This window comes from Streptomyces sp. NPDC006476, assembly GCF_040612015.1.
Lineage (GTDB): Bacteria > Actinomycetota > Actinomycetes > Streptomycetales > Streptomycetaceae > Streptomyces > Streptomyces griseorubiginosus_B.
In genome coordinates, this window is sequence record NZ_JBEXPK010000085.1 from 1 (window position 1) to 23,785 (window position 23,785).

The window sequence follows — 23,785 nt, forward strand, 5'->3', positions numbered from 1 at the left end:
GTCCTTCCAGCCGGAGCGCTCCCTGGACGACGTCCACGCGGCGCTGTCCCGGCTGCTGCAGGGGCGGGTCAGCGGCCGCTGACCCGCATCACCCCCAGCACACACGAAGGCGCCGGTCCGCTGTGGCCGCGTCCCCCGCGGGCCACCTCGAACCGGCGCCTCCTCGTGCTCCCCCGTTTTCTCTTCTCCCCCGTTCCCCCCGTTGGGACCCCCTTGTGGTCGTTCCCCCGGGTTCCCCCGTGCCTCGCTCCCGCCGACCACCGCCGGCGGAAGGAGCGGATCGTGGGCCGCTCCGTTCCGGCGCCCCGTGTCGCCGGTGCCGGAGCCGCGCCCCTTTTCCGTGTCACCACTTTCTCGTTCGCGCAGGTCGGGCCCCATCCGCGCGCGTACTCAACTCACCCACTAGGTACGGATACTCAGCCCTGCGCGCTCACCCCTACGACGCCGGGTCACCCACTGGCTACGATCGCCCCCGTGTCCGTACTCCCTTTGGTCTTCACCAGCGGCTGGGCCAGCGGCATCAACGCCTACGCCGTGGTCCTGCTGCTCGGCGTGTTCGGCGCCACCGGAGTGAGCGACGACGTCCCCGCGGCCCTGCAGCGCCCCGAGGTCCTCGTCGCGGCGGGCCTGCTGTTCCTGTGCGAGGCGGTCGCCGACAAGATCCCGTACGTCGACTCGGTGTGGGACTCCGTGCACACGGTGGTCCGGCCGGTCGCGGGCGCCTGGGTCGGGGCACTGCTCGCCGGGCACAGCGGTTCCCTCAACGACGTGGTGGCCGGGCTGATCGGCGGTTCGACGGCGCTGGCCAGCCACACCGTCAAGGCGGGGACCAGGATGGCGGTCAACACCTCGCCGGAGCCGTTCAGCAACATCGTCCTCAGCCTGGCCGAGGACCTCGGCGTCGCCGGGATCGTCTCGTTCGCGATGTTCCACCCGGTCGCGGCGGCCGTCATCGCGGGCGTCCTGCTGCTGACCGGCCTCGTGGTGCTGGTCTTCCTGGTCTCCCGGATCCGCCGTTTCCTGCGCCGCAGGGCCGAGCGGCGGACGGAGCGCCGGCTCGCCTCCCAGCCGGGGGCGCCTCCGGTTCGGTGACTGTCATTGGCGGTCGCTAAAGTCGCGGGCATGGGACGGATTGCGGTGATCGGCGCCGGGATGGGCGCGATGGCGGCCGCCGCCCGGCTGGCCGTGGCGGGCCACCGGGTGACGGTGTACGAGCGTGCGGAGACGTACGGCGGTGCGGTGCGCCGGTTCGAGCGGGACGGGTTCGGTTTCGACACCGGGCCCGGGCTGCTGACGCTGCCCGCCGTGTACCGCGACCTGTTCCTCAAGACGGGCAAGGAGCCGCTGGAGGACTGCGTCGAGCTGGTCCAGGTCGATCCTTCGTCACGGCATGTGTTCGCGGACGGCACGGAGGTGTCCCTGCCGAACGCCTCGCGCGCGGGCGTGGTCGCGGCTCTGGACGAGGCGCTGGGCGCCGGGACCGGACAGCGCTGGGGCGACTTCCTGGTGCGGGCCCGGGAGGCGTGGGACCGCACCCGCAGACCCCTGCTGGAGGAGCCCCTCTGGCCGAACTGGCAGGTGCTGGCGGAGCGCGAGCCGTATCCGGCGCTACCGCACAAGAAGCTGCTGCGGACCCGGCGCGCGTCCACCCTGGCGGAGATCGGGGCGTGGGAGCTGCGGGACGAGCGGCTGGCGGCCCTGCTGGACGCTCACGCCCTCGCGTACGGGCTCGATCCGCGGACGGCTCCGGCGAGCGCGGCCGTGCTGCCGTACATGGAGCACGCGTTCGGAACCTGGTATGTGCGCGGTGGCGTACGGGAGTTGGCGCGCGCGGTGTACGAGCGGTGCGTGCGACGACGGGTGGAGTTCGTCTTCGACGCCGAGATCGTCCGGATCGCGGAGAAGGACGGCCGCGCGGCGGGAGTGGAGCTGGCCGACGGGACGGTGGAGGATGCGGACTTCGTCGTCGCGGGCGTGCACCCGGAAACCCTGCGTGGGCTGACGGGGCATCCGCTGGACGCGGAGGGCGACGTGCGTCCCGAGGGCGCTCCCGCACGGGTCGGACGCTTCACCGTCCTGCTGGCGCTGCGCGGTGCGCGGGACTCCGGTGCGGCGCATCGCACGGTGGTGCACGCACCCGACCGCGGCGCCGAGTTGGACGCCCTGGACTCCGCCTCCCCTGAAGGGGTGACCCCCACGGTGACCGTGCTGCGACCCGACGACCCCGCCCTGCGCCCGGACGGGGAGCACGAGTCGGTGGTTGTCTCCGCGGTGCTTCCCGCCCAACCGCACACCGCGTGGGCCGACCTGCTGGTCGAAGCGGCTGCGACCGTCATACCCGGGCTGCGCGAACGCGTTCTGTGGCGCGAGGTGCGGACACCGGACGACCGGGCGGCCGGCACCGGCGGGGGCATCGCCGCTCCGTCGCTCGCCGCCGGCCAGGGCCGGTTCCTGCACCCGGCGAACACCACGTGTCTGCCCGGTCTGTACCGCGCCGGCGGCTGGTCGCACCCCGGTGGTGGGCTTGCCCATGCCGGGATGTCGGGTGCGCTCGTGGCCGGGCTGATCGTGGAGGGGCCGGAGTTCCGGGGGTCTCAGTGAGCGGTCCGGTCCAGGGCTGAGGAAAGCTCAGTAACGGTACTGCTGCTCGTCGTAGCCATTGCCGTTACCGTGACCCTGGTTCTGGCCCTGGCCGTCACCCTGGTAGGGATACTGCTGCTCCTGCGGGAGCTCGCCGCCGTACGTCTCGTCCGTGCGCTGCTGCGGGACCCACACCCCGCCGGAGGGGGTCTCGGTGCCGTACGTGCCGGTGCCGTACTGGTCCTGCGTGTACCCCTGCTGGCCGTACTGGCCGTACGAGGCGTCGTAGCCGCCGCCGTAGGTCTGGGTGCCGATGTACGGGTCGGAGTAGGCCGCGTACTGCTGCTGGCCACCCGCGTCGTAGCCGTACTGCTGCTGGGTGTACCCGGAGTAGTCGTACCCGTAGGTCTGGTCGGCGCCCTGGGCGGCCGTCGCGTACTGCTCCTGGGACTGGGCGGCGTTCGCGTAGGACGGGTCGCCCGCGGGGTAGCCGGAGGAGTCGCCGCCGTATATGCCGTAGGAGCCGGTGTCCTCCTCCAGGGGCTGCGGCTCGTACACCATGGTGGACTCGGCGGCCGTGGGCTGGGAGGAACGCGCGGGGGTGAAGACGTCGTCGCGGTCGTAGTCGTCGTCCCCGCCGAAGGACGCGCCGTCCTGGGCGTAGGGACGCTCCTCGCCGTACCCGGCGTCCGCGGAGGCCGACTCGAGGTCGGAGACCTCCAGGGCCGGGTCCTCGCGGTCCGCCTTGCCGCGGCGGCGCTTGCTGGGGACGCCGAGCGGATCGCCCTCGCCCTCGGGGCGCTTGACCGCCCAGCCGGCCGAGAAGCCGCGGCGGAAGGACAGGGTGACGTACGTCTGGCCGACCGCGAACGCGGCCGCGCCCAGGCCGATGACGACCACCGAGCCCATCAGCACCCCGGCGACCACGCCGAGGAAGCCGACGAACGCGAGCAGCCGCCAGCGCAGGCGCGCCTTGTACTGCAGCAGCACCTCACCCAGCAGCCACAGCGCGACGATGCCGAACGCGATGTAGAGGACCGTCCAGCCCATGTACGCCCCTCTCCCAGTGACCGCTACGCAGTGTGTCGTATACCCGTGCGGCCGGTCTAGGCCTGCGGGGGGTGGTGCAGGCCCAGGTTCTCGTAGATTTCCAGCGATGCCGTGGAGTTGTTGAGCGTGATGAAGTGCAGTCCGGGCACTCCCTCGGCGAGCAGCCGCGCGCAGAACTCCGTGGCGAATTCGATCCCAATGGAGCGTACAGCGGCCGGATCGTCTTTTGCTGTGAGGATCCGCTCTTTCAGGGCGGACGGGATGTGAGCGTTGCTGAGCTGTGGCAAACGCTCCAGCATCTTCACACTCGTCACCGGCATCACCTCGGGGATGACCGGGGTCTCGCAGCCCGCCGTCGCGACCCGGTCGCGCAGCCGCAGATACGACTCGGGCTGGAAGAACATCTGGGTGATGGCGTAGTCGGCGCCGGCCCGGCACTTGTCGACGAAGCGGGTCACGTCGGCGTCCCAGTCGGCGGAGCGCGGGTGCATCTCAGGGAAGGCCGCCACGCCGACGCAGAAGTCGCCCGACTCCTTGATGAGCTGGACGAGTTCGGCGGCGTAGGTCAGACCGTGCGGGTGGGGCACCCACTCGGCCATGGGGTCGCCGGGCGGGTCGCCGCGCACGGCGAGGATGTTGCGGATCCCGGCGTCGGCGTACTGGCCGATGATGTTGCGCAGTTCGGCGATGGAGTGGTTGACCGCGGTGAGGTGGGCGACCGGGGTGAGGGTGGTGTCCGCGACGATCTGCTGGGTCTCCTTGACGGTGCCCGCGCGGGTGGAGCCGCCGGCGCCGTACGTCACGGAGACGAAGTCCGGGGCGACCGCTTCGACCCTTCGGAGCGCACTCCACAGGTTGCGCTCGCCCTTGGGCGTCTTGGGTGCCGAGAACTCGAAGGAGTACGTCGTCCTGCCCGTGGCGAGCATGTCACGCACAGTGCGTGCGCGGTCCGTCCTGGTGGATGCGGTTCCGAGGGCCATACCCGCAGGTTAACCAGGGGGGCGCGGTCCCCCAACCGAGTCCCGGGAATTTGCCCGAATTGCCACCCTGCTGTCCACCCCTTGGACACCGGGCCGGGCCGCCCCCGTTACTGCTGCCGCAGCCGCTTGGCGAACTCCGCCGCCGCGGCGCCCGGATCGTCCGCCTCGGTGATCGCGCGGACCACCACGACCCGGCGGGCGCCGGCCTCCAGCACCTCGTCGAGGTTGCCGAGGTCGATCCCGCCGATGGCGAACCAGGGGCGGTCGGTGCCGAGGGCGGCGGTGTGCCGGACCAGACCGAGTCCGGGGGCGTGACGGCCGGGTTTGGTGGGGGTGGGCCAGCAGGGGCCGGTGCAGAAGTAGTCGACGCCGTCCTGGACGGCGGCCGCCTCGGCCTCCGTCTCCGCGTGGGTGGAACGGCCGATGAGGACGTCGTCGCCGAGAATCGCGCGGGCGGCGGGCACCGGGAGGTCGCCCTGGCCCAGGTGGAGGACGTCCGCCGCGGTGGCGTGGGCGACGTCCGCGCGGTCGTTGACCGCCAGCAGCCGACCGTGCCGGGCGCAGGCCTCGGCGAAGACCTCCAGGTGCTCCAGCTCCTCGGCCGCCTCCGTGCCCTTGTCGCGCAGCTGGACGATGTCGACCCCGCCGGCCAGCACGGCGTCCAGGAACTCGGGGAGGTCGCCCTGGCGCCTGCGTGCGTCCGTGCACAGGTAGACACGGGCGTCGGCGAGCCGGGCGCGGGCGGTGGTGGCGGCGATGGACATGCGAGGGTCCCCCGTGTCGTTCCTGGTCGGCGGCGTACGGGCCGGGGCCGGGCGCCCGCGGTGGCTGCCGCGGGCCGCGCGGTGCCACGGCCGTGGCCCGGGCGGGCCCGGCCCGTACGCCGGACGGTGTTCGGATGATCAGCGTGTTCGGATCAGACGGCGAGCGCCTGGGCCCGGCGCTTCACCTCCGTGCCGCGATTCTCGCTCAGGGCCTGAGCGGGGGTGCCGGGCAGGCTCTCGTCGGGGGTGAAGAGCCACTCGAGCATCTCCTCGTCGGAGAAGCCGTCGTCCCGCAGGAGCGTCAGGGTCCCGGACAGGCCCTTGACGACCTTCTGCTCGGCCCCGTCGATGAAGGCGGCGGGGACGTGCAGCGCGCGGTTCTCACCTCGGCGTACGGCGATGAGCTGGCCCTCCTTGACCAGCTGCCGGACACGCGTCACCTCGACGCCGAGCATCTCGGCGATGTCGGGCAGGGTGAGCCAGGCGGGGACGAGAGCATCGATCTTTGCGTCAATCTCGGTCACGGGATTAAGCGTGCCATCCAGGACTGACAGTCGGAAGTCGGGGCCGTCCGACCAGGGCGGCGGATCAGGCCGTGGCAGCCTTGAGCGGGCGCGTCGGGTCGGCGAGGAGCTGGGGGTCCATCGGCGTGGCCGCCTCGATCAGGCGTCGGCCCTGGGCCAGGTCCCGGGGCCTGCCCACGGCCAGCAGGGCGATCAGACGGGTCTCGCGCAGCCAGCAGACGGACCAGGACGGGCCCGAGGGGTCGCCGCGCCACAGGGTGGCGTCCGCGGAGGTGTGGTGGCCGGCGTACTGGACGAAGCGGCCGAACTGTTCGGACCAGAAGTACGGCACCGGGTCGTAGACGGCGGGCGGCGCCCCGGTGGCCGCGGCGATGATGTTCGCGGCGACCGTGCGCGGGCCCTGGAGGGCGTTGTCCCAGTGGTGGACGAGCAGGCGCTCGCCGTACCGGCCCGAGGGGAACGAGGCGCAGTCGCCGACGGCGTGCACGTCCGGTGCCGAGGTGCGCAGGTAGGCGTCGGCCACGACCTCGCGGTGGGCGCCGAGTTCGATGCCGGAGCCGGTGAGCCAGCCGGTGGCGGGGCGGGCGCCGATGCCGACCACCACCGCGCCCGCGGGCAGCCGCGAGCCGTCGTCGAGGACGACCTCGCCGGGTTCGACGCGCTCCACGCGCGCGTGGGTGCGCAGCACGGCGCCGGCGTCCTCGTACCAGGCGGCCATCGGCGCGGCCACCTCGGCGGGCAGTGCGCCCGCCAGCGGCCGGTCGGCAGCCTCCACGACGGTCACCGAGCAGCCGGCCTCGCGCGCGGCGGTGGCGAACTCGGCGCCGATCCAGCCCGCGCCGACGACCACGATGTCGTGCTGCCGGGCGAGCACCGGCCGCAGCCGCTCGGCGTCGTCCAGGGTGCGCAGCAGGTGCACGCCGGGCACGCCCTCCGCGCCCGGCAGCCGGACGGGTTCGGCGCCGGTGGCGAGGACCAGGACGTCGTACGGGACGGGCCCGGCCTCGGTGTCCAGTTCGTGGTCGTCCGGGCGCACGCCGAGCGCCTCACGTCCCAGCTGGAGTTCGATGCCGAGCGCCTCGAAGTCGACGTCGAAGGCGGAGCCCTCCGACTTGCCGAGCAGGACGGCCTTCGACAGCGGCGGGCGGTCGTAGGGCTGGTGGGGCTCGGCACCGATCAGGGTGACGGTGCCCCCAAAGCCCTGTTCGCGCAGGGCGACGGCGGTCTGCACACCGGCCATGCCCGCGCCGACCACGACCACCCGTCGCTGTGACTGCGTCGTCTGCTCGCTCACCTGATCACCATAGACACTGACTATCCGTCAGTCAGCGGTCGTGTTGAGTGACCTGCTCCACAACACTGGTCCCGCGGCCCGGCTGCGACTCCCACTCCCAGGTCTCCTCCAGCCGCAGCCGGCCGTCCGGCAGTCCGACGACCGTGGACACGCAGTGCCCCGAGGCCGTCGTCCCGTCGTTCCTGAGCTGCACGTACCGGAAGTCGAGCCGGTCCCCCGACCGGGTACCCACCAGATGCCCGCGTACGACGTCGCCGCCGGCGTACTCGGCCCAGATCTCCCCGTCCCGCTCGTGGTAGGTGAAGCGGGTGCCGGTACCCACCTGACCTGGGGCCTGGTCGGCGACGGGGGCGAGGACGAGGCCGTCCAGCGAGCGGGGCACGGCGGGAGGCTCCCTTACAGAGGCGTCGGGGGTCGGGCTAGGGTGGCCACCGTACAAGCACTCGCGGGAGCCCGGACGCACCGGGCTGAGAGGGAGGCTGGCGGCCTCCGACCGTACGAACCTGATCCGGGTCATGCCGGCGAAGGGAGGGGCTGGACGCCCATGCCGTCACGTACGTCAGACGTCCTCGTCGTCGGGGGCGGGATCATCGGCCTGGTCACGGCCTGGCGGGCCGCACAGCGCGGGTTCGCGACCGCCGTGGTGGACCCGGAGCCGGGCGGCGGGGCGGCCCAGGTGGCCGCCGGGATGCTGGCCGCCGTCACCGAACTGCACTACGGCGAGCAGACCCTGCTCGGCCTCAACCTGGAGTCGGCGCGGCGTTACCCGGACTTCGCGGCCGAGCTCGGCGAGCTCACCGGGGACGACCTCGGTTACCGCCGGTGCGGCACCCTCGCCGTCGCCCTGGACGCCGACGACCGCGCCCACTTGCGCGAACTGCACGCCCTGCAGCGGCAGTCGGGACTGGAGTCCGAGTGGTTGTCCGGGCGCGAGTGCCGGCGCCTGGAGCCGATGCTCGCACCGGGCGTGCGCGGGGGGCTCCGGGTCGACGGCGACCATCAGATCGACCCCCGGCGCCTGGCACGCGCGCTGGTGGCCGCGTGCGAGCACGCGGGCGTGGTCTTCCACCGCAGCTGGGCCGAGCGGCTGAGGGTCGCGGGCGAGCGGGCCGCCGGCGTCACCACGGCCGACGGCACCGAGCTGGGCGCGGGCCAGGTCGTGCTGGCCGCCGGCAGCCTCAGCGGACGGCTCCCGGGCGTCCCGGACGACGTCCTGCCGCCCGTACGGCCCGTGAAGGGACAGGTGCTGCGGCTGGCCGTGCCGAAGCGGTACGCGCCGTTCCTGAGCCGCACCGTGCGCGCCATGGTGCGCGGCAGCAGCGTCTACCTGGTGCCGCGCGAGAACGGCGAGCTGGTCGTCGGCGCGACCAGCGAGGAGCTGGGCTGGGACACCACGGTCACCGCGGGCGGCGTGTACGAACTGCTGCGCGACGCGCACGAGCTGGTCCCCGGCATCACCGAACTGCCGCTGACGGAGACCCGCGCGGGCCTGCGCCCCGGCTCCCCCGACAACGCGCCGCTGCTCGGGCCCACACAGCTGCCGGGCCTGCTCCTGGCGACCGGCCACTACCGCAACGGCGTGCTGCTCACGCCGGTCACCGGCGACGCGATGGCGCACGTCCTGACCACAGGTGAACTCCCCGACGAGGCACGTCCGTTCACCCCGAGGCGCTTCGCGCGCGTGGAGCAGCCGGTATGAACGTCTCCGTCAACGGGGAGCCGCGCGAGTTCGCCCCCGGCACGGCTCTTGACACCGTCGTGAAGACCCTCACCCCGGCGCCCTCCGGCGTGGCCGCCGCCCTCAACGAAACCGTCGTCCCGCGCGCGCAGTGGCCGTCGACGTCCCTCTCCGAGGGGGACCGCGTCGAGGTCCTCACCGCCGTCCAAGGAGGCTGACCCCCATGGCCGACGACCCTCTTGTCATCGGCGGTACGTCCTTCTCGTCCCGCCTGATCATGGGCACCGGCGGCGCCCCCAGCCTGGAGGTGCTCGAGCGGGCCCTGGTGGCGTCCGGCACGGAGCTGACGACGGTCGCGATGCGCCGGGTGGACCCCTCGGTGCACGGTTCCGTGCTGTCCGTCCTGGAGAGGCTCGGCATCCGCGTGCTGCCGAACACGGCGGGCTGCTTCACCGCCGGAGAGGCCGTGCTGACCGCCCGCCTCGCGCGTGAGGCACTCGGCACCGACCTGGTCAAGCTCGAGGTGATCGCCGACGAGCGCACCCTGCTGCCGGACCCGATCGAGCTGTTGGACGCCGCCGAGACCCTCGTCGACGACGGCTTCACCGTGCTGCCGTACACCAACGACGACCCCGTGCTCGCCCGCCGTCTGGAGGACGTCGGCTGCGCTGCGGTCATGCCGCTCGGTTCGCCCATCGGCTCCGGGCTCGGCATCCGCAATCCGCACAACTTCCAGCTGATCGTCGAGCACGCGCGTGTGCCGGTGATTCTGGACGCGGGCGCCGGTACGGCCTCGGACGCGGCGCTCGCGATGGAGCTGGGGTGCGCGGGCGTGATGCTCGCCTCGGCGGTGACACGGGCGCAGGAGCCGCAGCTGATGGCCGAGGCGATGAAGCACGCCGTGGAGGCGGGCCGGCTGGCGCGGCTCGCGGGGCGGATTCCGCGCCGCCACTTCGCCGAGGCGTCCTCCCCGGCCCAGGGCCTCGCCCGACTGGATCCCGAGCGCCCCGCCTTCTGAACAGACGTTCGAACGAATCCGGACGCCGGTGCGAGGTCCGTCACAGCTCGGCTGCAGTAACGCCCCGATGGAACCCGAACCAGAGGCCCTGTCCGTCACGGCTCGTACACTCACCTGCGTGGATACGACCCTTCAGGACCCTCTGGTCGGGCAGGTGCTCGACGGGCGCTACCGCGTGGACGCGCGGATCGCGGTCGGCGGGATGGCCACGGTCTACCGGGCCCTGGACACCCGCCTGGACCGCGTGCTCGCGCTGAAGGTGATGCACCCCGCGCTCGCGGCCGACGGCTCCTTCGTCGAGCGGTTCATCCGGGAGGCGAAGTCGGTCGCCCGTCTGGCCCACCCGAACGTGGTGCAGGTCTTCGATCAGGGCACCGACGGGTCGTACGTCTATCTCGCCATGGAGTACGTCGCCGGGTGCACCCTGCGTGACGTGCTGCGCGAGCGCGGGGCGCTGCAGCCGCGCGCCGCTCTGGACATCCTGGAGCCGGTGCTGGCCGCGCTCGGCGCCGCGCACCGGGCCGGGTTCGTGCACCGGGACATGAAGCCGGAGAACGTGCTCATCGGGGACGACGGCCGGGTCAAGGTCGCCGACTTCGGGCTGGTGCGGTCCGTGGACACGGTCACCAACACCACCGGCACCGTCCTCGGCACCGTCTCCTACCTGGCGCCGGAGCAGATCGAGCACGGCACGGCCGACCCGCGTGTCGACGTGTACGCCTGCGGTGTCGTGCTGTACGAGATGCTGACCGGCGACCGCCCGCACGACGGGGACTCCCCCGCCACGGTCCTCTACAAGCACCTCCACGAGGACGTCCCGCCCCCGTCGGCGGCCGTCCCGGGGCTGCCGTACGAGCTGGACGAGCTGGTCGCGGCGGCCACCGCGCGCACGGCCGGCCTGCGTCCGTACGACGCGGTGGCGCTGCTCGCGCTGGCCCGTGAGGCGCGTGCCGGGCTCGGCGACGACCAACTGGACGCGATGCCGCCGCGGGCGCTGGCGGCGGAGCACCGGGACATCTCCGAGGACCGTACGAGCGTCATCCCGCGCGCGCTGACGACGCCGCACCCGATGCCCGCCGGCGGCGACGGCACGGGGCCCGAGCTGCACCGCACCAGCCGGCTGGAGAGCCCTCCGCCGCTGCCGCCCCGCAGGGGCGCGCGGGGCCGGCGCGGGCCGCTGGCCATCGTCGTGGCCGTGCTGCTGATCCTCGGGGTCGGCACGGGCGTGTGGTACATCAACTCCGGCCAGTTCACGAAGGTCCCGCCGGTGCTGGCCAAGACCCGGGCGCAGGCGGAGCGGCAGCTGAGCCACGCCGGGCTGGACCTGGGGAAGGTCGAGCACGCCTACAGCGACACGGTGAAGCGGGGCACGGTCATCAGCTCGGACCCGGAGCCCGGCACCAGGATCCGTGACAACGGGGTCGTGTCCATCACCGTCTCGGACGGCCCGGAGACCGTGAAGGTGCCCGATCTCGCGGGCTACCGGCTGGACAAGGCCCAGTCGTTGCTGAAGCGGGACGGGCTGGAGCCGGGCATGGTCAACCGGACGTTCAGCGACGACGTCCCGAAGGGCTTCGTGGTCTCCACGGATCCGGGCGCGGGCACGAAGCGGCACGCGGGCGCGGCGATCGCACTGACCGTCAGCAAGGGCAGCCCGGTCGACGTCCCGGACGTCACCGGCGAGAGCCTGGAGGAGGCCCGGTCCGATCTGCAGGGGGCGGGTCTGAAGGTCCAGGTCGCCGACCAGCAGGTCAACTCGGAGTTCGACAAGGGCCAGGTGGCCGCGCAGACACCGCAGGGCGACAGCCAGGCCGCCGACGGCGACACGGTGACGCTGACGCTGTCCAAGGGCCCGGAGATGGTCGAGGTCCCGGACGTCACGGGCGACAGCGTGGACGACGCGAAGAAGGCGCTTCAGGACAAGGGCTTCAAGGTGGAGGAGGACCGCGGCCTGCTCGGTCTGTTCGGCGACACGGTCAAGGACCAGTCGGTGGAGGGCGGCCGGACGGCGCCGAAGGGGTCGACGATCACCATCAAGATCCGGTGACGGAGCACGGGCACGCGCATGACACCCTGAACGGGTGAAGAGCCAGTCCCCCTTCCCCTCCCGCAACCCCGTCGGCGGCCATGTCCCGGTGGCCGGCGGACTCCACTCCGTCGGCCTGTCCTACGCGCACGACCTGAAGGCCGAGACCGTGCAGGTCTTCGTCGCCAACCCGCGCGGCTGGGCCACGCCCGCCGGCAACCCTCGGCAGGACGAGGAGTTCAGGGCGGTGTGTGCGGCCGAGTCGATCCCGGCGTACGTGCACGCGCCGTATCTGATCAACTTCGGTTCGCACACCGAGGCGACGGTGGAGAAGTCGGTGGAGTCGCTGCGGCACTCACTGCGGCGGGGACGGGAGATCGGGGCGCTCGGTGTGGTCGTGCACACCGGCAGCGCGACCGGCGGGCGGGAGCGTGCCGTGGCCCTGAAGCAGGTGCGCGAGCACATGCTGCCGCTGCTGGACGAGCTGACGCACGACGACGACCCCTTCCTGCTGCTGGAGTCGACGGCCGGGCAGGGCGCCTCGCTCTGCTCCCGCACCTGGGACTTCGGGCCGTACTTCGAGGCGCTGAACGCCCACCCGAAGCTCGGGGTCTGCCTGGACACCTGTCACATCTTCGCGGCCGGGCACGACCTGACCGGGCCGAGCGGCATGCACCAGACGCTCGACCTGCTGGTGGACACGGTCGGCGAGGGCCGTCTGAAGCTGATCCACGCCAATGACTCCAAGGACGTCGTCGGCGCGCACAAGGACCGCCACGAGAACATCGGCGCCGGTCACATCGGCGAGGACCCCTTCCGCGCCCTGATGACCCACCCCGCGACCGATGGCGTCCCGCTCGTCATCGAGACCCCCGGCGGCAAGGAGGGGCACGCGGCGGACGTGGAGCGGCTGAAGAAACTCCGCGATTCCTGAACCGTTGAGGAATACCCCTGGGGGGTATACGGTTCCTGCTCGGTGCAGGAACCGTTACCTGACATTGGGGGCAGTCATGCAGCACGAGGCGCACGCGCACCACCACGAGCCCGAGACGCACCACCACGAGACCCACGCGCAGCACCAGGACGATATCCACGCGCACCACCAGCCGGCCGCCACCTGGGCCATGGCCGCGCAGGCCACCCTGCACTGCCTCACCGGCTGCGCCATCGGCGAGGTGCTGGGCATGGTCATCGGCACCGCGTTCGGCTGGGGCAATCTCCCGACGACGCTGCTGGCGATCGTCCTGGCCTTCTTCTTCGGCTACTCGCTCACCCTGCGCGGGGTGCTGAAGGCCGGTCTCGGTCTCCGTGCCGCCTTCCGGGTGGCGCTGGCCGCGGACACCCTGTCGATCGCCGTGATGGAGCTGATCGACAACGGCGTGATCGTGCTGTGGCCGGACGCGATGGACGCCGAACTCGGCGATCTGCTGTTCTGGGGCTCGCTGGCGATCTCACTGGTGATCGCCTTCGTGGTGACCACGCCGGTCAACAAGTGGATGATCGGCCGCGGCAAGGGACACGCGGTGGTGCACCAGTACCACTGAGGGGTACCGGAGTCAGAGCTCGGGGCCCTCCCCGGGCTCCTCCTGGTAGGAGTAGCGCTGTTCCTTCCAGGGGTCGCCGATGTTGTGGTAGCCGCGCTCCTCCCAGAAGCCCCGGCGGTCGGCGGTCATGTACTCCACGCCGCGCACCCATTTGGGGCCCTTCCAGGCGTAGAGGTGCGGAACCACCAGACGCAGCGGGAAGCCGTGTTCGGCGGTGAGGAGTTCGCCGTCCTTGTGGGTGGCGAAGAGGGTGCGGTCCGAGGCGAAGTCCGCGAGGCGGAGGTTGGAGCTGAAGCCGTACTCCGCCCACACCATCACATGGGTGACGGTCGGCGCGGGCGGGGCCAGTTCGAGGACCGTACGGGCCGGGATCCCGCCCCATTCGGCACCGAGCATGCTGAACTTCGTGACGCAGTGCAGATCGGCGACGACGCTGGTGTGCGGCAGCGCCGTGAACTCCTCGTGGGTCCAGCAGCGCTTCTCGCCGTCCGCGGTGGCGCCGAAGACCCGGAACTCCCAGCGCTCCGGGCGGAACTTGGGGACGGGGCCGTAATGCGTGACCGGCCAGCCGCGCTGCAGCCGCTGTCCCGGCGGAAGCTCGGGCTGACCTGCTGCTCCTGACTCGCGCGCTCCCGATTCACGCTCCACCGGCTGACCCATGACTCCATCCTGACAGACCGCGAAGGGTGCACCCGACCGGCCCCGCCCAAAAACGGGCAAGTGCGACCAAGCGTGCACTTACTCACTAAGTGAAGACTTACTGGACGATCATCGTTGCCGGTGCAATCATGCGGCCCAGCCTGCCTGTTCCCCCCGGCTGGAAGGAGCCTCTGCGATGCAGGGCGACCCCGAGGTCATCGAATTCCTCAACGAGCAGCTCACCGGCGAGCTGACCGCGATCAACCAGTACTTCCTGCACGCGAAGATGCAGGAGAACTTCGGCTGGACGAAGCTCGCGAAGTACACCCGCCACGAGTCGTTCGACGAGATGAAGCACGCCGAAGTGCTCACCGACCGGATCCTCTTCCTGGAGGGACTCCCGAACTACCAGCGGCTCTTCCATGTGCGCGTGGGACAGACCGTCAAGGAGATGTTCGAGGCGGACCGGCAGATCGAGGTCGAGGCGATCGACCGCCTGCGGCGCGGCATCAAGGTGATGCGCGACAAGGGCGACATCACGTCCGCGAACATCTTCGAGTCGATCCTCGAGGACGAGGAGCACCACATCGACTACCTCGACACCCAGCTGGAACTGGTGGAAAAGCTCGGCGAGGCCCTTTACATCGCGCAGCTGATCGAGCAGCCGGAGAGCTGAGCTAGGCCGCTTCGTCGAGGACGTCGAGGTCCGCGACGGCCGTGAGCACCGGCCGGCTCTGGTCCGCCGCCTCCTGTCGCGGACAGGCGCCACGGCCGAGGATCGCCTGGATACGGCGGACGCACGAACCGCAGTCCGTGCCGGCCTTGCAGGCGGAGGCTATCTGGCGGGGCGTACAGGCGCCGTCGTCCGCGTGCTGCTTGACCTGCGCCTCGGTCACGCCGAAGCAGCTGCACACGTACACGCGGACTCACCTCCCACCAAGAACGATTAGGTGAACCTAACCTTACCCGCCGTCCGAGTGCCCCAAAAGTGGGGTGGGGCGCGGATCGTATGTGATCCGCGCCCCACTTCATGTCCCGGTAACAGGCGCTCCCGTCACTGGTCCCTGTACATCTCGGCCACGAGGAACGCCAGGTCCAGCGACTGGCTGCGGTTCAGCCGGGGGTCGCAGGCCGTCTCGTAGCGCTGGTGCAGGTCGTCGACGAAGATCTCGTCGCCGCCGCCCACGCACTCGGTGACGTCGTCGCCGGTGAGCTCCACGTGGATGCCGCCCGGGTGGGTGCCGAGGCCCTTGTGGACCTCGAAGAAGCCCTTGACCTCGTCCAGCACGTCGTCGAAGCGGCGGGTCTTGTGCCCGGAGGCCGCCTCGAAGGTGTTGCCGTGCATCGGGTCGGTCACCCAGGCCACGGTGGCACCGGAGGCGGTGACCTTCTCGACCAGCTCGGGCAGCTTGTCGCGGACCTTGTCGGCGCCCATGCGGACGATGAAGGTCAGCCGGCCGGGCTCACGGTCGGGGTCGAGGCGCTCGATGTACTGCAGCGCGTCCTCGGCCGTCGTCGTCGGGCCGAGCTTGACGCCGATCGGGTTGCGGATCCTCGAGGCGAACTCGATGTGGGCGTGGTCCAGCTGCCGGGTGCGCTCACCGATCCACACCATGTGCGCGGAGACGTCGTACAGGTGCCCGGTGCGGGAGTCGACGCGGGTGAGCGCCGACTCGTAGTCCAGCAGCAGCGCCTCGTGCGAGGAGTAGAACTCGACCGTCTTGAACTCCTCCGGGTCGGTGCCGCAGGCCCGCATGAAGTTCAGCGCGTTGTCGATCTCCCGGGCGAGCTGCTCGTAGCGCTGGCCGGAGGGGGACGACTTCACGAAGTCCTGGTTCCAGGCGTGCACCTGGCGCAGGTCGGCGTAGCCGCCGGTGGTGAAGGCGCGCACCAGGTTCAGCGTCGAGGCCGACGCGTGGTACATCCGCTTCAGCCGCTCCGGGTCCGGGATCCGGGCGGCCTCGGTGAAGTCGAAGCCGTTGACGGAGTCGCCGCGGTAGGTCGGCAGCGTCACGCCGTCGCGGGTCTCGGTGGGCTTGGAGCGGGGCTTGGAGTACTGGCCGGCGATCCGGCCGACCTTCACCACCGGCACCGAGGCTGCGTACGTCAGTACGGCACCCATCTGCAGCAGCGTCTTGAGCTTGTTGCGGATGTGGTCGGCGGACACCGCGTCGAAGGCCTCGGCGCAGTCGCCGCCCTGGAGGAGGAACGCCTCTCCCTTGGCGACGGCCGCCATCCGGGCGCGCAGCTGGTCGCACTCGCCCGCGAAGACGAGCGGCGGATACGACTCGAGGTCCGCAACGACTGCGCGCAGAGCCTCAAGGTCGGGGTACTCGGGCTGCTGCGCCGCGGGCAGATCTCGCCAGGTGTTGCCAGCACTCGCGCTGGACTTAGCGTTCACGGTCACGACCTCAACATTACGGGGTCGTGTCATGGGTCCCTGCATCTGCTCATCAAGTGAGACGCTTTCCGCTCTCGCCGGTTCACGCTGAGCGACCGCCCCCGTCACCCGTCGAACAGCACCCGCAGCCGCGGCCGGCCCTGCTCGTCCGTGTAGGGCTGCACGCCCGTCGCTTCCCGGTCGGCGCCGTTCATCGCGCTCGCGATGTCGCCGGCAAAGGTCATCGCGACGGCCGCCGGGAGCACGGTGATGTGCTCCACGTCCTCCTCGCCGCCGAGGGCGACCGAGGGGGCGTAGGCCCACTGCCGGTCCGGCGCGATCGGGCCGTGCCGACGGACCGCCTCGACGACGAAGCGGTCGTAGGGTTCCTTGGCGTTGCGCAGCAGCTCGTCGGCGAGGAACGCCTCGAAGTCGGGGGCGATGACCTCGGGACGCAGCAGCACGCCCTCCAGGAAGTGGACCTCCGGCGCCAGACCGCCGCCGGGCAGACGGCGGTAGGCATAGGAGTCACCGAAGGCGGTCCCGCCGAAGATCACGAAGGGCTCGATCCGGTCGTCCCAGGCGAACCGCCAGGTGTCGTACGCGTTCCAGGCGGCGAGGTCGAGCGCCGGCTCGGGATGCCCGAGGCCGAGGAGTCGGAAGGCCCCGTGGTGGACGGTGAATCCGTTGAGCCGGTGCAGGAGTTGGAGGTGGGCGTCGGGAAAGTGCTCGGCGGGCGTGCCCGCCGCCGCCGACGGGCCGGGCGTGGGCCCGACATGGTCGGCGAGCGACGGGAGTTCCTCGGCGTACGGCGTCACAGTGGCGGTCCTCCGTTGACCGTGTATCCCCGGATCAGTACCCCGACCCGGGAGCCCAGTACACCACCCGCGATGCTGTTGGACTTGCCCGGCATGTCGAGCCAGCCCGCGGGCGGTTGTCCGGTGCCGGACACGGCCGAGTCGGGCACGTGTCCGGCCTGGCCGGAGTACGGCGTTCCGGCCCGGGCCGCGCGCAGGCGCTCGGCACGGCGGGCGGCCTGGGATGCGGCGCCCAATGGGGTGCCCTTGGTCGGCTGGATGACCTTGGGCCCGTTCTTGGCCAGCCACTCGTTGCTGAGCTTGGCGTACTCGTGGATGGCGTCGATCTCGGCCTGGGTGGTCGCCTTGGTGAGCGGGATGTCGACCAGTTCGCCCTTGGGTGCGCCGCGACCGGCGAGCGACTTGATCCCGTCGGCGGCCGCCTTGCCCAACTCGGCGATCTTGGCGCCGGCCCGCGAGTTGGCGATCGCCCGGCCCGCGGTGGCGGCCTTGCCGGTGATGGCGGAGGCGGCCTTGGAGCTGCCGGAGGCGACGGCCTTGCCGACGGCCGTCTTGGCCACGGCGCCCGCGACCTTGGGGGCGAGGGCCGAGATGCCCTTTCCGACGACTCCGCCGAGGGCGCCCGCCGCTGCGCCGACGCCCACCCTGGTCGCCAGGCCGCCGATCGAGAAGTCGGTCTTGCCCTCGGCGACGTCGACCCCGTATCCGGCGGCGGCACCCGCGGCCCCGGCGACCGCGCCGGCCACGATCAGGCAGCCCACGCCGGTGGAGCAGAGCGCGCCGACCGCGATGCCGACGCCGATGCCGACGGCGACGTCCGCGATCAGCCCCTTGTTGTCCTTGGCCCAGTCCCAGGCGGCCGAGGCGCCTTCCTTGACGGAGTTCCAGACGCCGGACAGGGACCACAGGCCGGTCGGGTCGATGTAGACGACCGGGTTGTTGCTGCCGTACGCGTAGGGGTTGAGGGACTGCGTGGAGGAGCTGTCCACGGCCGGGTCGGGGGAGATGAAGCGGCCGAGGCCCGAGTCGTAGTAGCGGGCGCCGAGGGCGTCGAGCCCGGTGGTGGGGTCCTGGACCTTGCCGAGGAAGCCGTGTTCCGTCGGCGGTGGCGCGGAGCCGGCCCGGATGTTCCCGTACGGGTTGTAGTACGTCCGGGCGACCAGCGAGGTGCCCTCGGGGACGGCGACCTGGGCCGAGCCCTGGATGTCGCCGAGTTGCCAGGTCAGCAGGCCGGTGGGCTGCCGTACCGCGACGGTGACGCCGTCCTCGGTGTAGTAGCGGGTGCCCTTGGCGATGCCGAGAGCGACGGTGATCTCCTGGCCCTCGATGTAGAGGGTGGCGATGCCACCGGGGTTGATCCGCGCCATTCGGGTGCCGTCGGGCGCGTAGACGAAGCCGGTCTTCTCCAGGAGCGCCTTGGTGGCCCCGGCCAGCTCCTGGTCGGCGTTCCAGTCGTACTCGGTGGCGACCAGGCCCTCGGTCTTCTTCTTCAGGGCGCCGTTCGCGTCGTACGCATAGTGGCTCGCGCCCTGTCCGGTGACCGCGTGCGGATGGTCGGCGTCGTCGTAGGTGTAGGTGTCGGTGTCCAGGAGGCTGCGCCGCGAGGCGATGTTGCCGTCCGCGGTGTACGTCCAGGACTGGTTGAAGCCGGCCGGGCCGTCGTGGGTCAGCTTCGAGTCGCCGTCCGTGCAGCCGGTCTCGTACGTCGTCCAGGCGTGCGCGAGGCGGGCCAGGCCGTCGTAGGCGAAGCAGGTGGCGACGTCCTTGTGGTCGCTCCTGTCGGTGATGGCGGTGAGGTTGCCGGCCTGGTCCCAGGAGTAGGTGTCGTCCTGCTTGGCCTCCCAGTCGCCGGTGAGGCCGGTCGTCAGGGTCTGGACGCGGGACAGGCGCTGGGTGTCGCTCTCGTAGCCGTACACCCGGCGCAGGTCGTGGTGCGGGTTGGCGTAGTCCCGGGAGGCGAGTTTGCCGTCGGCGGCGAAGCCGGTGGCCGAGACATACGGGACGGTGACGTCCTTGCCGGTCAGCGGGTCGGTCTGGACGCCGGTGAGGGTGTCCGGGTTGCCCTGGGCGTCGTAGGAGGTGGTGATCTTCTCGCGCGGGGCGCCGATCACCGCGTCCTCGTACGCGACGCTCGTCGTGTGGTCGGCGTCGTCGTAGCCGTACCCGACGCTGTACGACGTCTTGTGCAGGGCGCCGCCGAGGCCGGCCGGGAAGGTCCAGGTGCGGCCTGTGGCACGGCCCCGCGGGTCGTAGCCGTCGACGGCGATGGTGTAGTCCTTGCCGTCGCGGTGGGTGGTCATCGAGGCCGGCTGGCCGATGCCGTTGGGGATGTCGGTGGAGTCGTAGGTCCAGGTGGCGGTCTTCTCGCCGGTGCCGGCCGCACCGGCCCAGCGGGCGACCGGGCGGTCCAGGGCGTCGTACTCGGTGGACAGGGTCGGGGTGTCCGAGCCCGCCGCGATCGCCTTGGCGTCCCAGACCGCGGTGGTGTTGCCGTTGGCGTCGTACCTGGTGCGGGACTTGCCTGCGTCGGCGTCGTCGCCGGAGACCCGGCGGCCGAGCAGGTCGTAGACGCTGGTGGAGGTGTGTCCGCCGGGGTCGGTGACGGAGGCGACCTGGTCGGCCGGGGTGTAGGTGTAGACGGTGGCCTGTTTGGGGTCGGTGCCCTCCTGCTGGCGGATCTGGCGGCTGCGGGCGTCGGTCCACACGGTGGTGACGGTGCCGCCGGGCGGCGGGGTGGAGCGCACGTGGTCGCCGTAGTAGGCGATGGCGGTGGCCCACAGCTCCTTGCCGTCGCCGTAGCGGGCCGAGCGCACGACACGGCTCATGGAGTCGTAGGTGCGCCGGGTCTCGTCCACCTGGTCGGCGGGGATCGACAGCAGGGCGCTGCCGGACTCGCCCGCCACGACCACGGGCAGCGACTCGGCGGCCACGTTGCCGACGTCGTCGTAGCGGGTGTCGATGACGACCGTCTTCCTCGTGTCGCCGGTCGAGGCCGGGGAGACCTCCTGGCTCTGCCGGTCGCGGCCGAGCGAGTCGAGGTACTTCCAGTTGGTCAGGTAGGTGTCACCGGACTGCAGCTGACGGGTCGTCACCAGTGGTGGCAGCCGGTGTTCCCGGTCGAGGAAGTACGCGTAGGTCTGGGCCGGCGGGGCATCCGCGGCCTGGTCCGCCTCGTGCACGGAGATCAGCCGGCCGAGCTGGTCGTAGCCGTTGCGCTTGGTGTTGCCGTTGGCGTCCTTCACCGCGACCGGTAGCTGGCGGTCGGGGTCGAGGGTGGTGACCTCGGCCCGGCCCAGCGCGTCGGTCTCGGTGACCGTGGCCGGGCGGCCGGTGGGCGGGTCGTAGGCGGTGCGGTCGGTGTTGCCGGGGCCGTCGGTCTCGGTGATCGTGCGGCCGTAGGCGTCGAAGGTCGCCGACGTGGTGACCGTGCCGGACACGGTGTCCGGGCCGCTCGCGGTGACCGCCGCGACCGAGCGCGTGATGTCGCCCCTGGTGATCGCGCCGCCGAGGTCGCCGGAGCCGTCGTAGTACTGGTCCTTGCCGTTGATCAGCGCCTTCGGGTCCGCGCAGCTGCCGGAGTAGGCGCGGACACGGTAGGGGAAGGCGAGCATCCAGTTGTCGAGGGTGGTGGTCGAGCGGTCGTACGACGTCCTGGTGCAGCGCACGTCGTCGCCGGCCGTGTCGAGGACCTCGGTGGCCTGGCCGTAGCTGTCGTAGGTGGTCTTCAGACTGGTGGTACGGGTGCTGCGCTCGCCCGCGTCCGCGGTGACCGTCTCGCGGGTTGTCGACTCGTTCTCGACGACGAGGTGTGCGTCGTTGTCGGCGTCGCTCTGCCCCTCCCTCGCCGGGGTGGTGTGCGCGGAGGTGTAGCCGTGCAGGGTGCCGCCGAGTTCGTGGGCGATGGTCCCGTCGGCGTTCACCTGGAACTGGATGCTCTCCCGCTCCTTGCCCTTCAGGTACGGCAGGTCCTTGACCGAGTTGCCCTGCGAGTCCGTGACCTCGACCGACTTGTGGGAGCCGTCGGCCTTCGCGTCGCCGTCCATGCCGCGGAAGTTGAGGGAGCGGGTGATCTGGACGGCGCGGCTCGCGGACTCGCCCCGGTAGGACGGGTCGGTCATCTTGGCGACGTCGACGCTGCCGTAGCCGCGCCAGTCGCTCCAGGAGCGGCGCTCGGCCTTGGTGACCGGGTCGTCGTCGTGGTGCCAGGCGGGAGTGCCCCGGTAGCGGTATTCGGTGGTCTGCGGGGGCGAACCGCCGCCGCTGTCGCGGACGGTGACCTTGGTGGTGAGGTACTTGTGCCAGACGCCGAAGCCGGAGGAGGTGCCGTTGGTGCGCCAGCCCGGGAAGCAGTCCTGGGCGTTGGAGTCGTAGCGGCCCTCGGGCAGGTCGTCGATCGGGCACGCGTCGGGCTGGCCGTACGTCACGTCGACCCGCCGGCCCAGTTCGTCGACGAACGAGGTGATGCGCAGCTTGCGCATCTCGGGGGCGCCGGCGGCCGGGTCGGCGTCGGCCCGGTTGGCGTATTCCTTGCCGGTGAACTCCACGGCCGGAAGCGCCAGTTCACCGTCCCCGGCCAGCCCCGTCTGCTGGACCTTGGTGAGCCACAGCATGGCGTCGGTGCCGTCGGAGGGCTTCGGGTAGTCGTACGTGAAGTCCATCCGGTCGACGTCCGTCCAGCCGCCGTCGGCGTCGGACCGCTGGGCCGTCACCGAGCGCAACAGCGCGTTCGTGAAGAACGTCGGCGACTTCTGCTCCTCGCCCGTGCAGTCGCCGCTCGCGCACAGGGAGTCGAGGGGCGCGTCGGGGTACGAGCTCGCGTGGTCGGCGTCGAAGACCGGGCAGTCGCCGGAGCCGCCCGCGGCCTCGACGCAGCGCAGACCGGTCGTGAAGTGCAGCCGGGCCGGGGCTTGTTGATCCTCGGCGCCCGAGCGCTGCGAGTAGACGATGTCCTTGAGGTGGCCGCCGCGGACGTACGAGGTCGACTTGTCCGGGTCGCCGTTGCGGGCGTAGCGGTTGGTCTCCTGGTCGTAGAAGTACGTGTTGGAGTTGCCGTGCGCGTCCACGACACCGTCGAGGTTCCAACGCCAGGCCTGGGTGCAGTACGAGTCCTCGACACTGCCCTTGTGGCAGGGCTCGCCCTCGTCGTCACCGAAGACGGGCACGGTGTAGACGGAGTCGGTGGCCGTGCCGGTGGTGGCCTGCTTGCCACGGCCGAAGGTGTACCGGGTGCCCTGGGGCGTGGTCACGACCCAGTACTCGCCGTCGTTGTCGCCGTTCTCGGCGCCGGTCCTGTGCTGGATACGCCAGCCCGGGTCGTCCTGCGCCCGCCAGGTGTCGCCGCCCGCGGCCGTGTCCTTCACCAGCGAGGACGAGGTGCCCTGGAGGGAGATGCGGTACTCGTCGCCGGCCCAGCACAGGTCGCCGGTGTCGCCGCCGTCGTCGGCACAGCCGTCGTAGCGGCGCTCGATGTAGGGGAGGGCGAGGTCCCAGCCCTGGCCGACCCAGGACGGCTGGTTGTTCTCGGCGGCGACCATGCCGTCGACGGCCTGCGAGGAGTAGCCGAGATTGATGTCGGGGGCGTCGCCCGCGATCGCGGGGACCTGCGGCAGCGGCAGTGACCAGGAGAAGTCGCCGGAGCTGAGGCCGACCTGCCACTTGCTGGACGAGGCGAGCTTGGTGGCAGTCGCTGAGCCCGTCTCGCCGTTCGGCGCGGCGGCGAGCACGAAGACGGTGTCCGGGTCGGCGGCCAGCTCGGCGGAGAGGATGTGCGTGGTGAGGTCGACACGGCTCTTGACCGGGGCGCTCCGCTCGCACTTCGCCGCCCGGGGCGTGGTGAGTGCGCACGCGGGCTTGGCGATCAGCCGCAGCCGGGTCTCGAAGTCGGCGCCGAAGGCCTGCCGGAAGCCGGAGGTGTCCACGCGGACGCCGACGCGGTCGGCGGCATCGGCCGCCTTCAGGGTGAACGCCGTTGCGTGACCGCCGAGTTGGCGGGCCTTGGCATTGTCGTACGTCCGCACGTCGACGGTGTCGGGAGCGGCGGCCCGGCTGCGGGGCGCGGTGACCGAGACGGCGGTGTCCGCCACGCGGGCCGGCTCGGCGCCGACGGCAACGTTGTCCTCGCCGGACTTGGGCCAGGTGACCTTCGCGGCCCGGGCGACGGCGAGCGGTCTGCCCTTCGGGTCGGTGGGTCTGGTGTCGAGCCGGGCGCCGGCCCGGATCTCGGTGCGGTCGATCGTGGTCACGGATCGTTCCGCGTCGGCCACCGAGGCGGCCCCTCCCGGTGCGGCCTCGGCGACCGCCGGCTGTAAGCCGGACAGGCCCAGGGCCAGGACCACCGCGGCGACGCAGGATGACCGGAAGCGTTTCATGAGTCCCCCTCCACCCGTAAGGCCACAAGCGTCACGAGAGGGGCATGGGCACGTCAAGAAAGAGTCTGAGGCATTCCTGAGGTGTTCCTGTGAAGGTCAACTCGCGGGTCGATGGTGTAAAG

Annotated in this window: 20 protein-coding genes, 1 pseudogene and 1 riboswitch; of the genes and pseudogenes, 10 read left to right on the forward strand and 11 right to left on the reverse strand. The window is 71.5% G+C overall.

The features are described from left to right. The 3 genes and pseudogenes from ABZZ74_RS45345 to ABZZ74_RS45355 all read left to right on the forward strand — a co-directional run. Positions 1-82 (forward strand): annotated as a pseudogene (locus ABZZ74_RS45345) (TetR/AcrR family transcriptional regulator); the annotation flags it as partial. Between the two features lie 392 nt (positions 83-474). Next, positions 475-1,092, forward strand: coding sequence for a DUF4126 domain-containing protein (locus ABZZ74_RS45350; protein ID WP_356949987.1), 618 nt, complete (start codon positions 475-477; stop codon positions 1,090-1,092). A gap of 30 nt (positions 1,093-1,122) precedes the next feature. Further along, positions 1,123-2,601 carry an NAD(P)/FAD-dependent oxidoreductase gene (locus ABZZ74_RS45355; protein ID WP_356949988.1) on the forward strand — a complete coding sequence of 493 codons (1,479 nt, stop codon included), beginning with the start codon at positions 1,123-1,125 and terminating at the stop codon, positions 2,599-2,601. A gap of 27 nt (positions 2,602-2,628) precedes the next feature. On the opposite strand, the gene ABZZ74_RS45360 is transcribed toward ABZZ74_RS45355, so the two are convergent. The 6 genes from ABZZ74_RS45360 to ABZZ74_RS45385 all read right to left on the reverse strand — a co-directional run bounded on the left by ABZZ74_RS45360 (position 2,629) and on the right by ABZZ74_RS45385 (position 7,574). Then, positions 2,629-3,630 carry a hypothetical protein gene (locus ABZZ74_RS45360; RefSeq protein ID WP_356949989.1) on the reverse strand — a complete coding sequence of 334 codons (1,002 nt, stop codon included), beginning with the start codon at positions 3,628-3,630 and terminating at the stop codon, positions 2,629-2,631. A 56-nt stretch (positions 3,631-3,686) separates the two neighbouring features. Further along, entirely contained in the window at positions 3,687-4,610 is a 924-nt protein-coding gene (gene metF / locus ABZZ74_RS45365) for a methylenetetrahydrofolate reductase [NAD(P)H] (protein ID WP_133042865.1), read from the reverse strand. 107 nt (positions 4,611-4,717) lie between these two features. Then, positions 4,718-5,374: a thiamine phosphate synthase gene (gene thiE, locus ABZZ74_RS45370; protein WP_356949990.1), complete on the reverse strand. Its 657-nt coding sequence runs from the start codon at positions 5,372-5,374 to the stop codon at positions 4,718-4,720. Positions 5,375-5,526: 152 nt separating this feature from the next. Then, positions 5,527-5,898: an Rv2175c family DNA-binding protein gene (locus tag ABZZ74_RS45375; protein WP_133042867.1), complete on the reverse strand. Its 372-nt coding sequence runs from the start codon at positions 5,896-5,898 to the stop codon at positions 5,527-5,529. A gap of 64 nt (positions 5,899-5,962) precedes the next feature. After that, entirely contained in the window at positions 5,963-7,192 is a 1,230-nt protein-coding gene (locus ABZZ74_RS45380; RefSeq protein WP_356949991.1) for an FAD-dependent oxidoreductase, read from the reverse strand. A 31-nt stretch (positions 7,193-7,223) separates the two neighbouring features. Continuing rightward, positions 7,224-7,574: a hypothetical protein gene (locus ABZZ74_RS45385; protein WP_133042869.1), complete on the reverse strand. Its 351-nt coding sequence runs from the start codon at positions 7,572-7,574 to the stop codon at positions 7,224-7,226. Between the two features lie 53 nt (positions 7,575-7,627). Next, positions 7,628-7,739: riboswitch (TPP riboswitch) on the forward strand. Between ABZZ74_RS45385 and thiO the strand changes: the two genes are divergently transcribed. The 6 genes from thiO to ABZZ74_RS45415 all read left to right on the forward strand — a co-directional run bounded on the left by thiO (position 7,737) and on the right by ABZZ74_RS45415 (position 13,458). Continuing rightward, positions 7,737-8,891: a glycine oxidase ThiO gene (gene thiO / locus ABZZ74_RS45390; RefSeq protein WP_356949992.1), complete on the forward strand. Its 1,155-nt coding sequence runs from the start codon at positions 7,737-7,739 to the stop codon at positions 8,889-8,891. It overlaps the preceding riboswitch by 3 nt. Next, positions 8,888-9,088 (forward strand): sulfur carrier protein ThiS, encoded by a 201-nt coding sequence (gene thiS / locus ABZZ74_RS45395; RefSeq protein WP_208781596.1) that lies wholly within the window; start codon positions 8,888-8,890, stop codon positions 9,086-9,088. Before thiO ends, thiS begins: the two co-directional genes overlap by 4 nt. Before the next feature lie 5 nt (positions 9,089-9,093). After that, positions 9,094-9,888, forward strand: coding sequence for a thiazole synthase (locus ABZZ74_RS45400; RefSeq protein WP_356949993.1), 795 nt, complete (start codon positions 9,094-9,096; stop codon positions 9,886-9,888). A 118-nt stretch (positions 9,889-10,006) separates the two neighbouring features. Beyond that, the gene (pknB, locus tag ABZZ74_RS45405; protein ID WP_356949994.1) at positions 10,007-11,935 is read left to right on the forward strand and encodes a Stk1 family PASTA domain-containing Ser/Thr kinase; all 1,929 of its coding nucleotides are present in this window, start codon (positions 10,007-10,009) and stop codon (positions 11,933-11,935) included. 34 nt (positions 11,936-11,969) lie between these two features. Beyond that, entirely contained in the window at positions 11,970-12,848 is an 879-nt protein-coding gene (locus ABZZ74_RS45410; RefSeq protein ID WP_356949995.1) for a deoxyribonuclease IV, read from the forward strand. 76 nt (positions 12,849-12,924) lie between these two features. Then, a complete protein-coding gene (locus ABZZ74_RS45415; protein WP_356949996.1) occupies positions 12,925-13,458 on the forward strand; it encodes a DUF4396 domain-containing protein in 534 nt (177 codons plus the stop codon). Between the two features lie 12 nt (positions 13,459-13,470). Here the strand turns inward: ABZZ74_RS45415 and ABZZ74_RS45420 are convergent, their stop codons facing one another. After that, positions 13,471-14,118 (reverse strand): sulfite oxidase-like oxidoreductase, encoded by a 648-nt coding sequence (locus ABZZ74_RS45420; protein WP_356949997.1) that lies wholly within the window; start codon positions 14,116-14,118, stop codon positions 13,471-13,473. Between the two features lie 175 nt (positions 14,119-14,293). Between ABZZ74_RS45420 and bfr the strand changes: the two genes are divergently transcribed. Then, positions 14,294-14,773, forward strand: a complete 480-nt coding sequence (gene bfr / locus ABZZ74_RS45425) for a bacterioferritin (RefSeq protein ID WP_133042876.1) — start codon at positions 14,294-14,296, stop codon at positions 14,771-14,773. 1 nt (position 14,774) lies between these two features. Here bfr and ABZZ74_RS45430 read toward each other — a convergent pair whose 3' ends face one another. The 4 genes from ABZZ74_RS45430 to ABZZ74_RS45445 all read right to left on the reverse strand — a co-directional run bounded on the left by ABZZ74_RS45430 (position 14,775) and on the right by ABZZ74_RS45445 (position 23,663). Beyond that, positions 14,775-15,017, reverse strand: a complete 243-nt coding sequence (locus ABZZ74_RS45430; protein ID WP_356949998.1) for a (2Fe-2S)-binding protein — start codon at positions 15,015-15,017, stop codon at positions 14,775-14,777. A 134-nt stretch (positions 15,018-15,151) separates the two neighbouring features. Next, positions 15,152-16,504, reverse strand: a complete 1,353-nt coding sequence (locus ABZZ74_RS45435) for a class II 3-deoxy-7-phosphoheptulonate synthase (RefSeq protein ID WP_356949999.1) — start codon at positions 16,502-16,504, stop codon at positions 15,152-15,154. A gap of 98 nt (positions 16,505-16,602) precedes the next feature. Then, complete coding sequence (locus tag ABZZ74_RS45440) at positions 16,603-17,295, reverse strand: hypothetical protein (protein WP_356950000.1); 693 nt, start codon at positions 17,293-17,295, stop codon at positions 16,603-16,605. Then, a complete protein-coding gene (locus ABZZ74_RS45445; RefSeq protein WP_356950001.1) occupies positions 17,292-23,663 on the reverse strand; it encodes an RHS repeat-associated core domain-containing protein in 6,372 nt (2,123 codons plus the stop codon). The genes ABZZ74_RS45440 and ABZZ74_RS45445 overlap by 4 nt, the downstream gene beginning before the upstream one ends. Positions 23,664-23,785 lie beyond the last annotated feature (122 nt).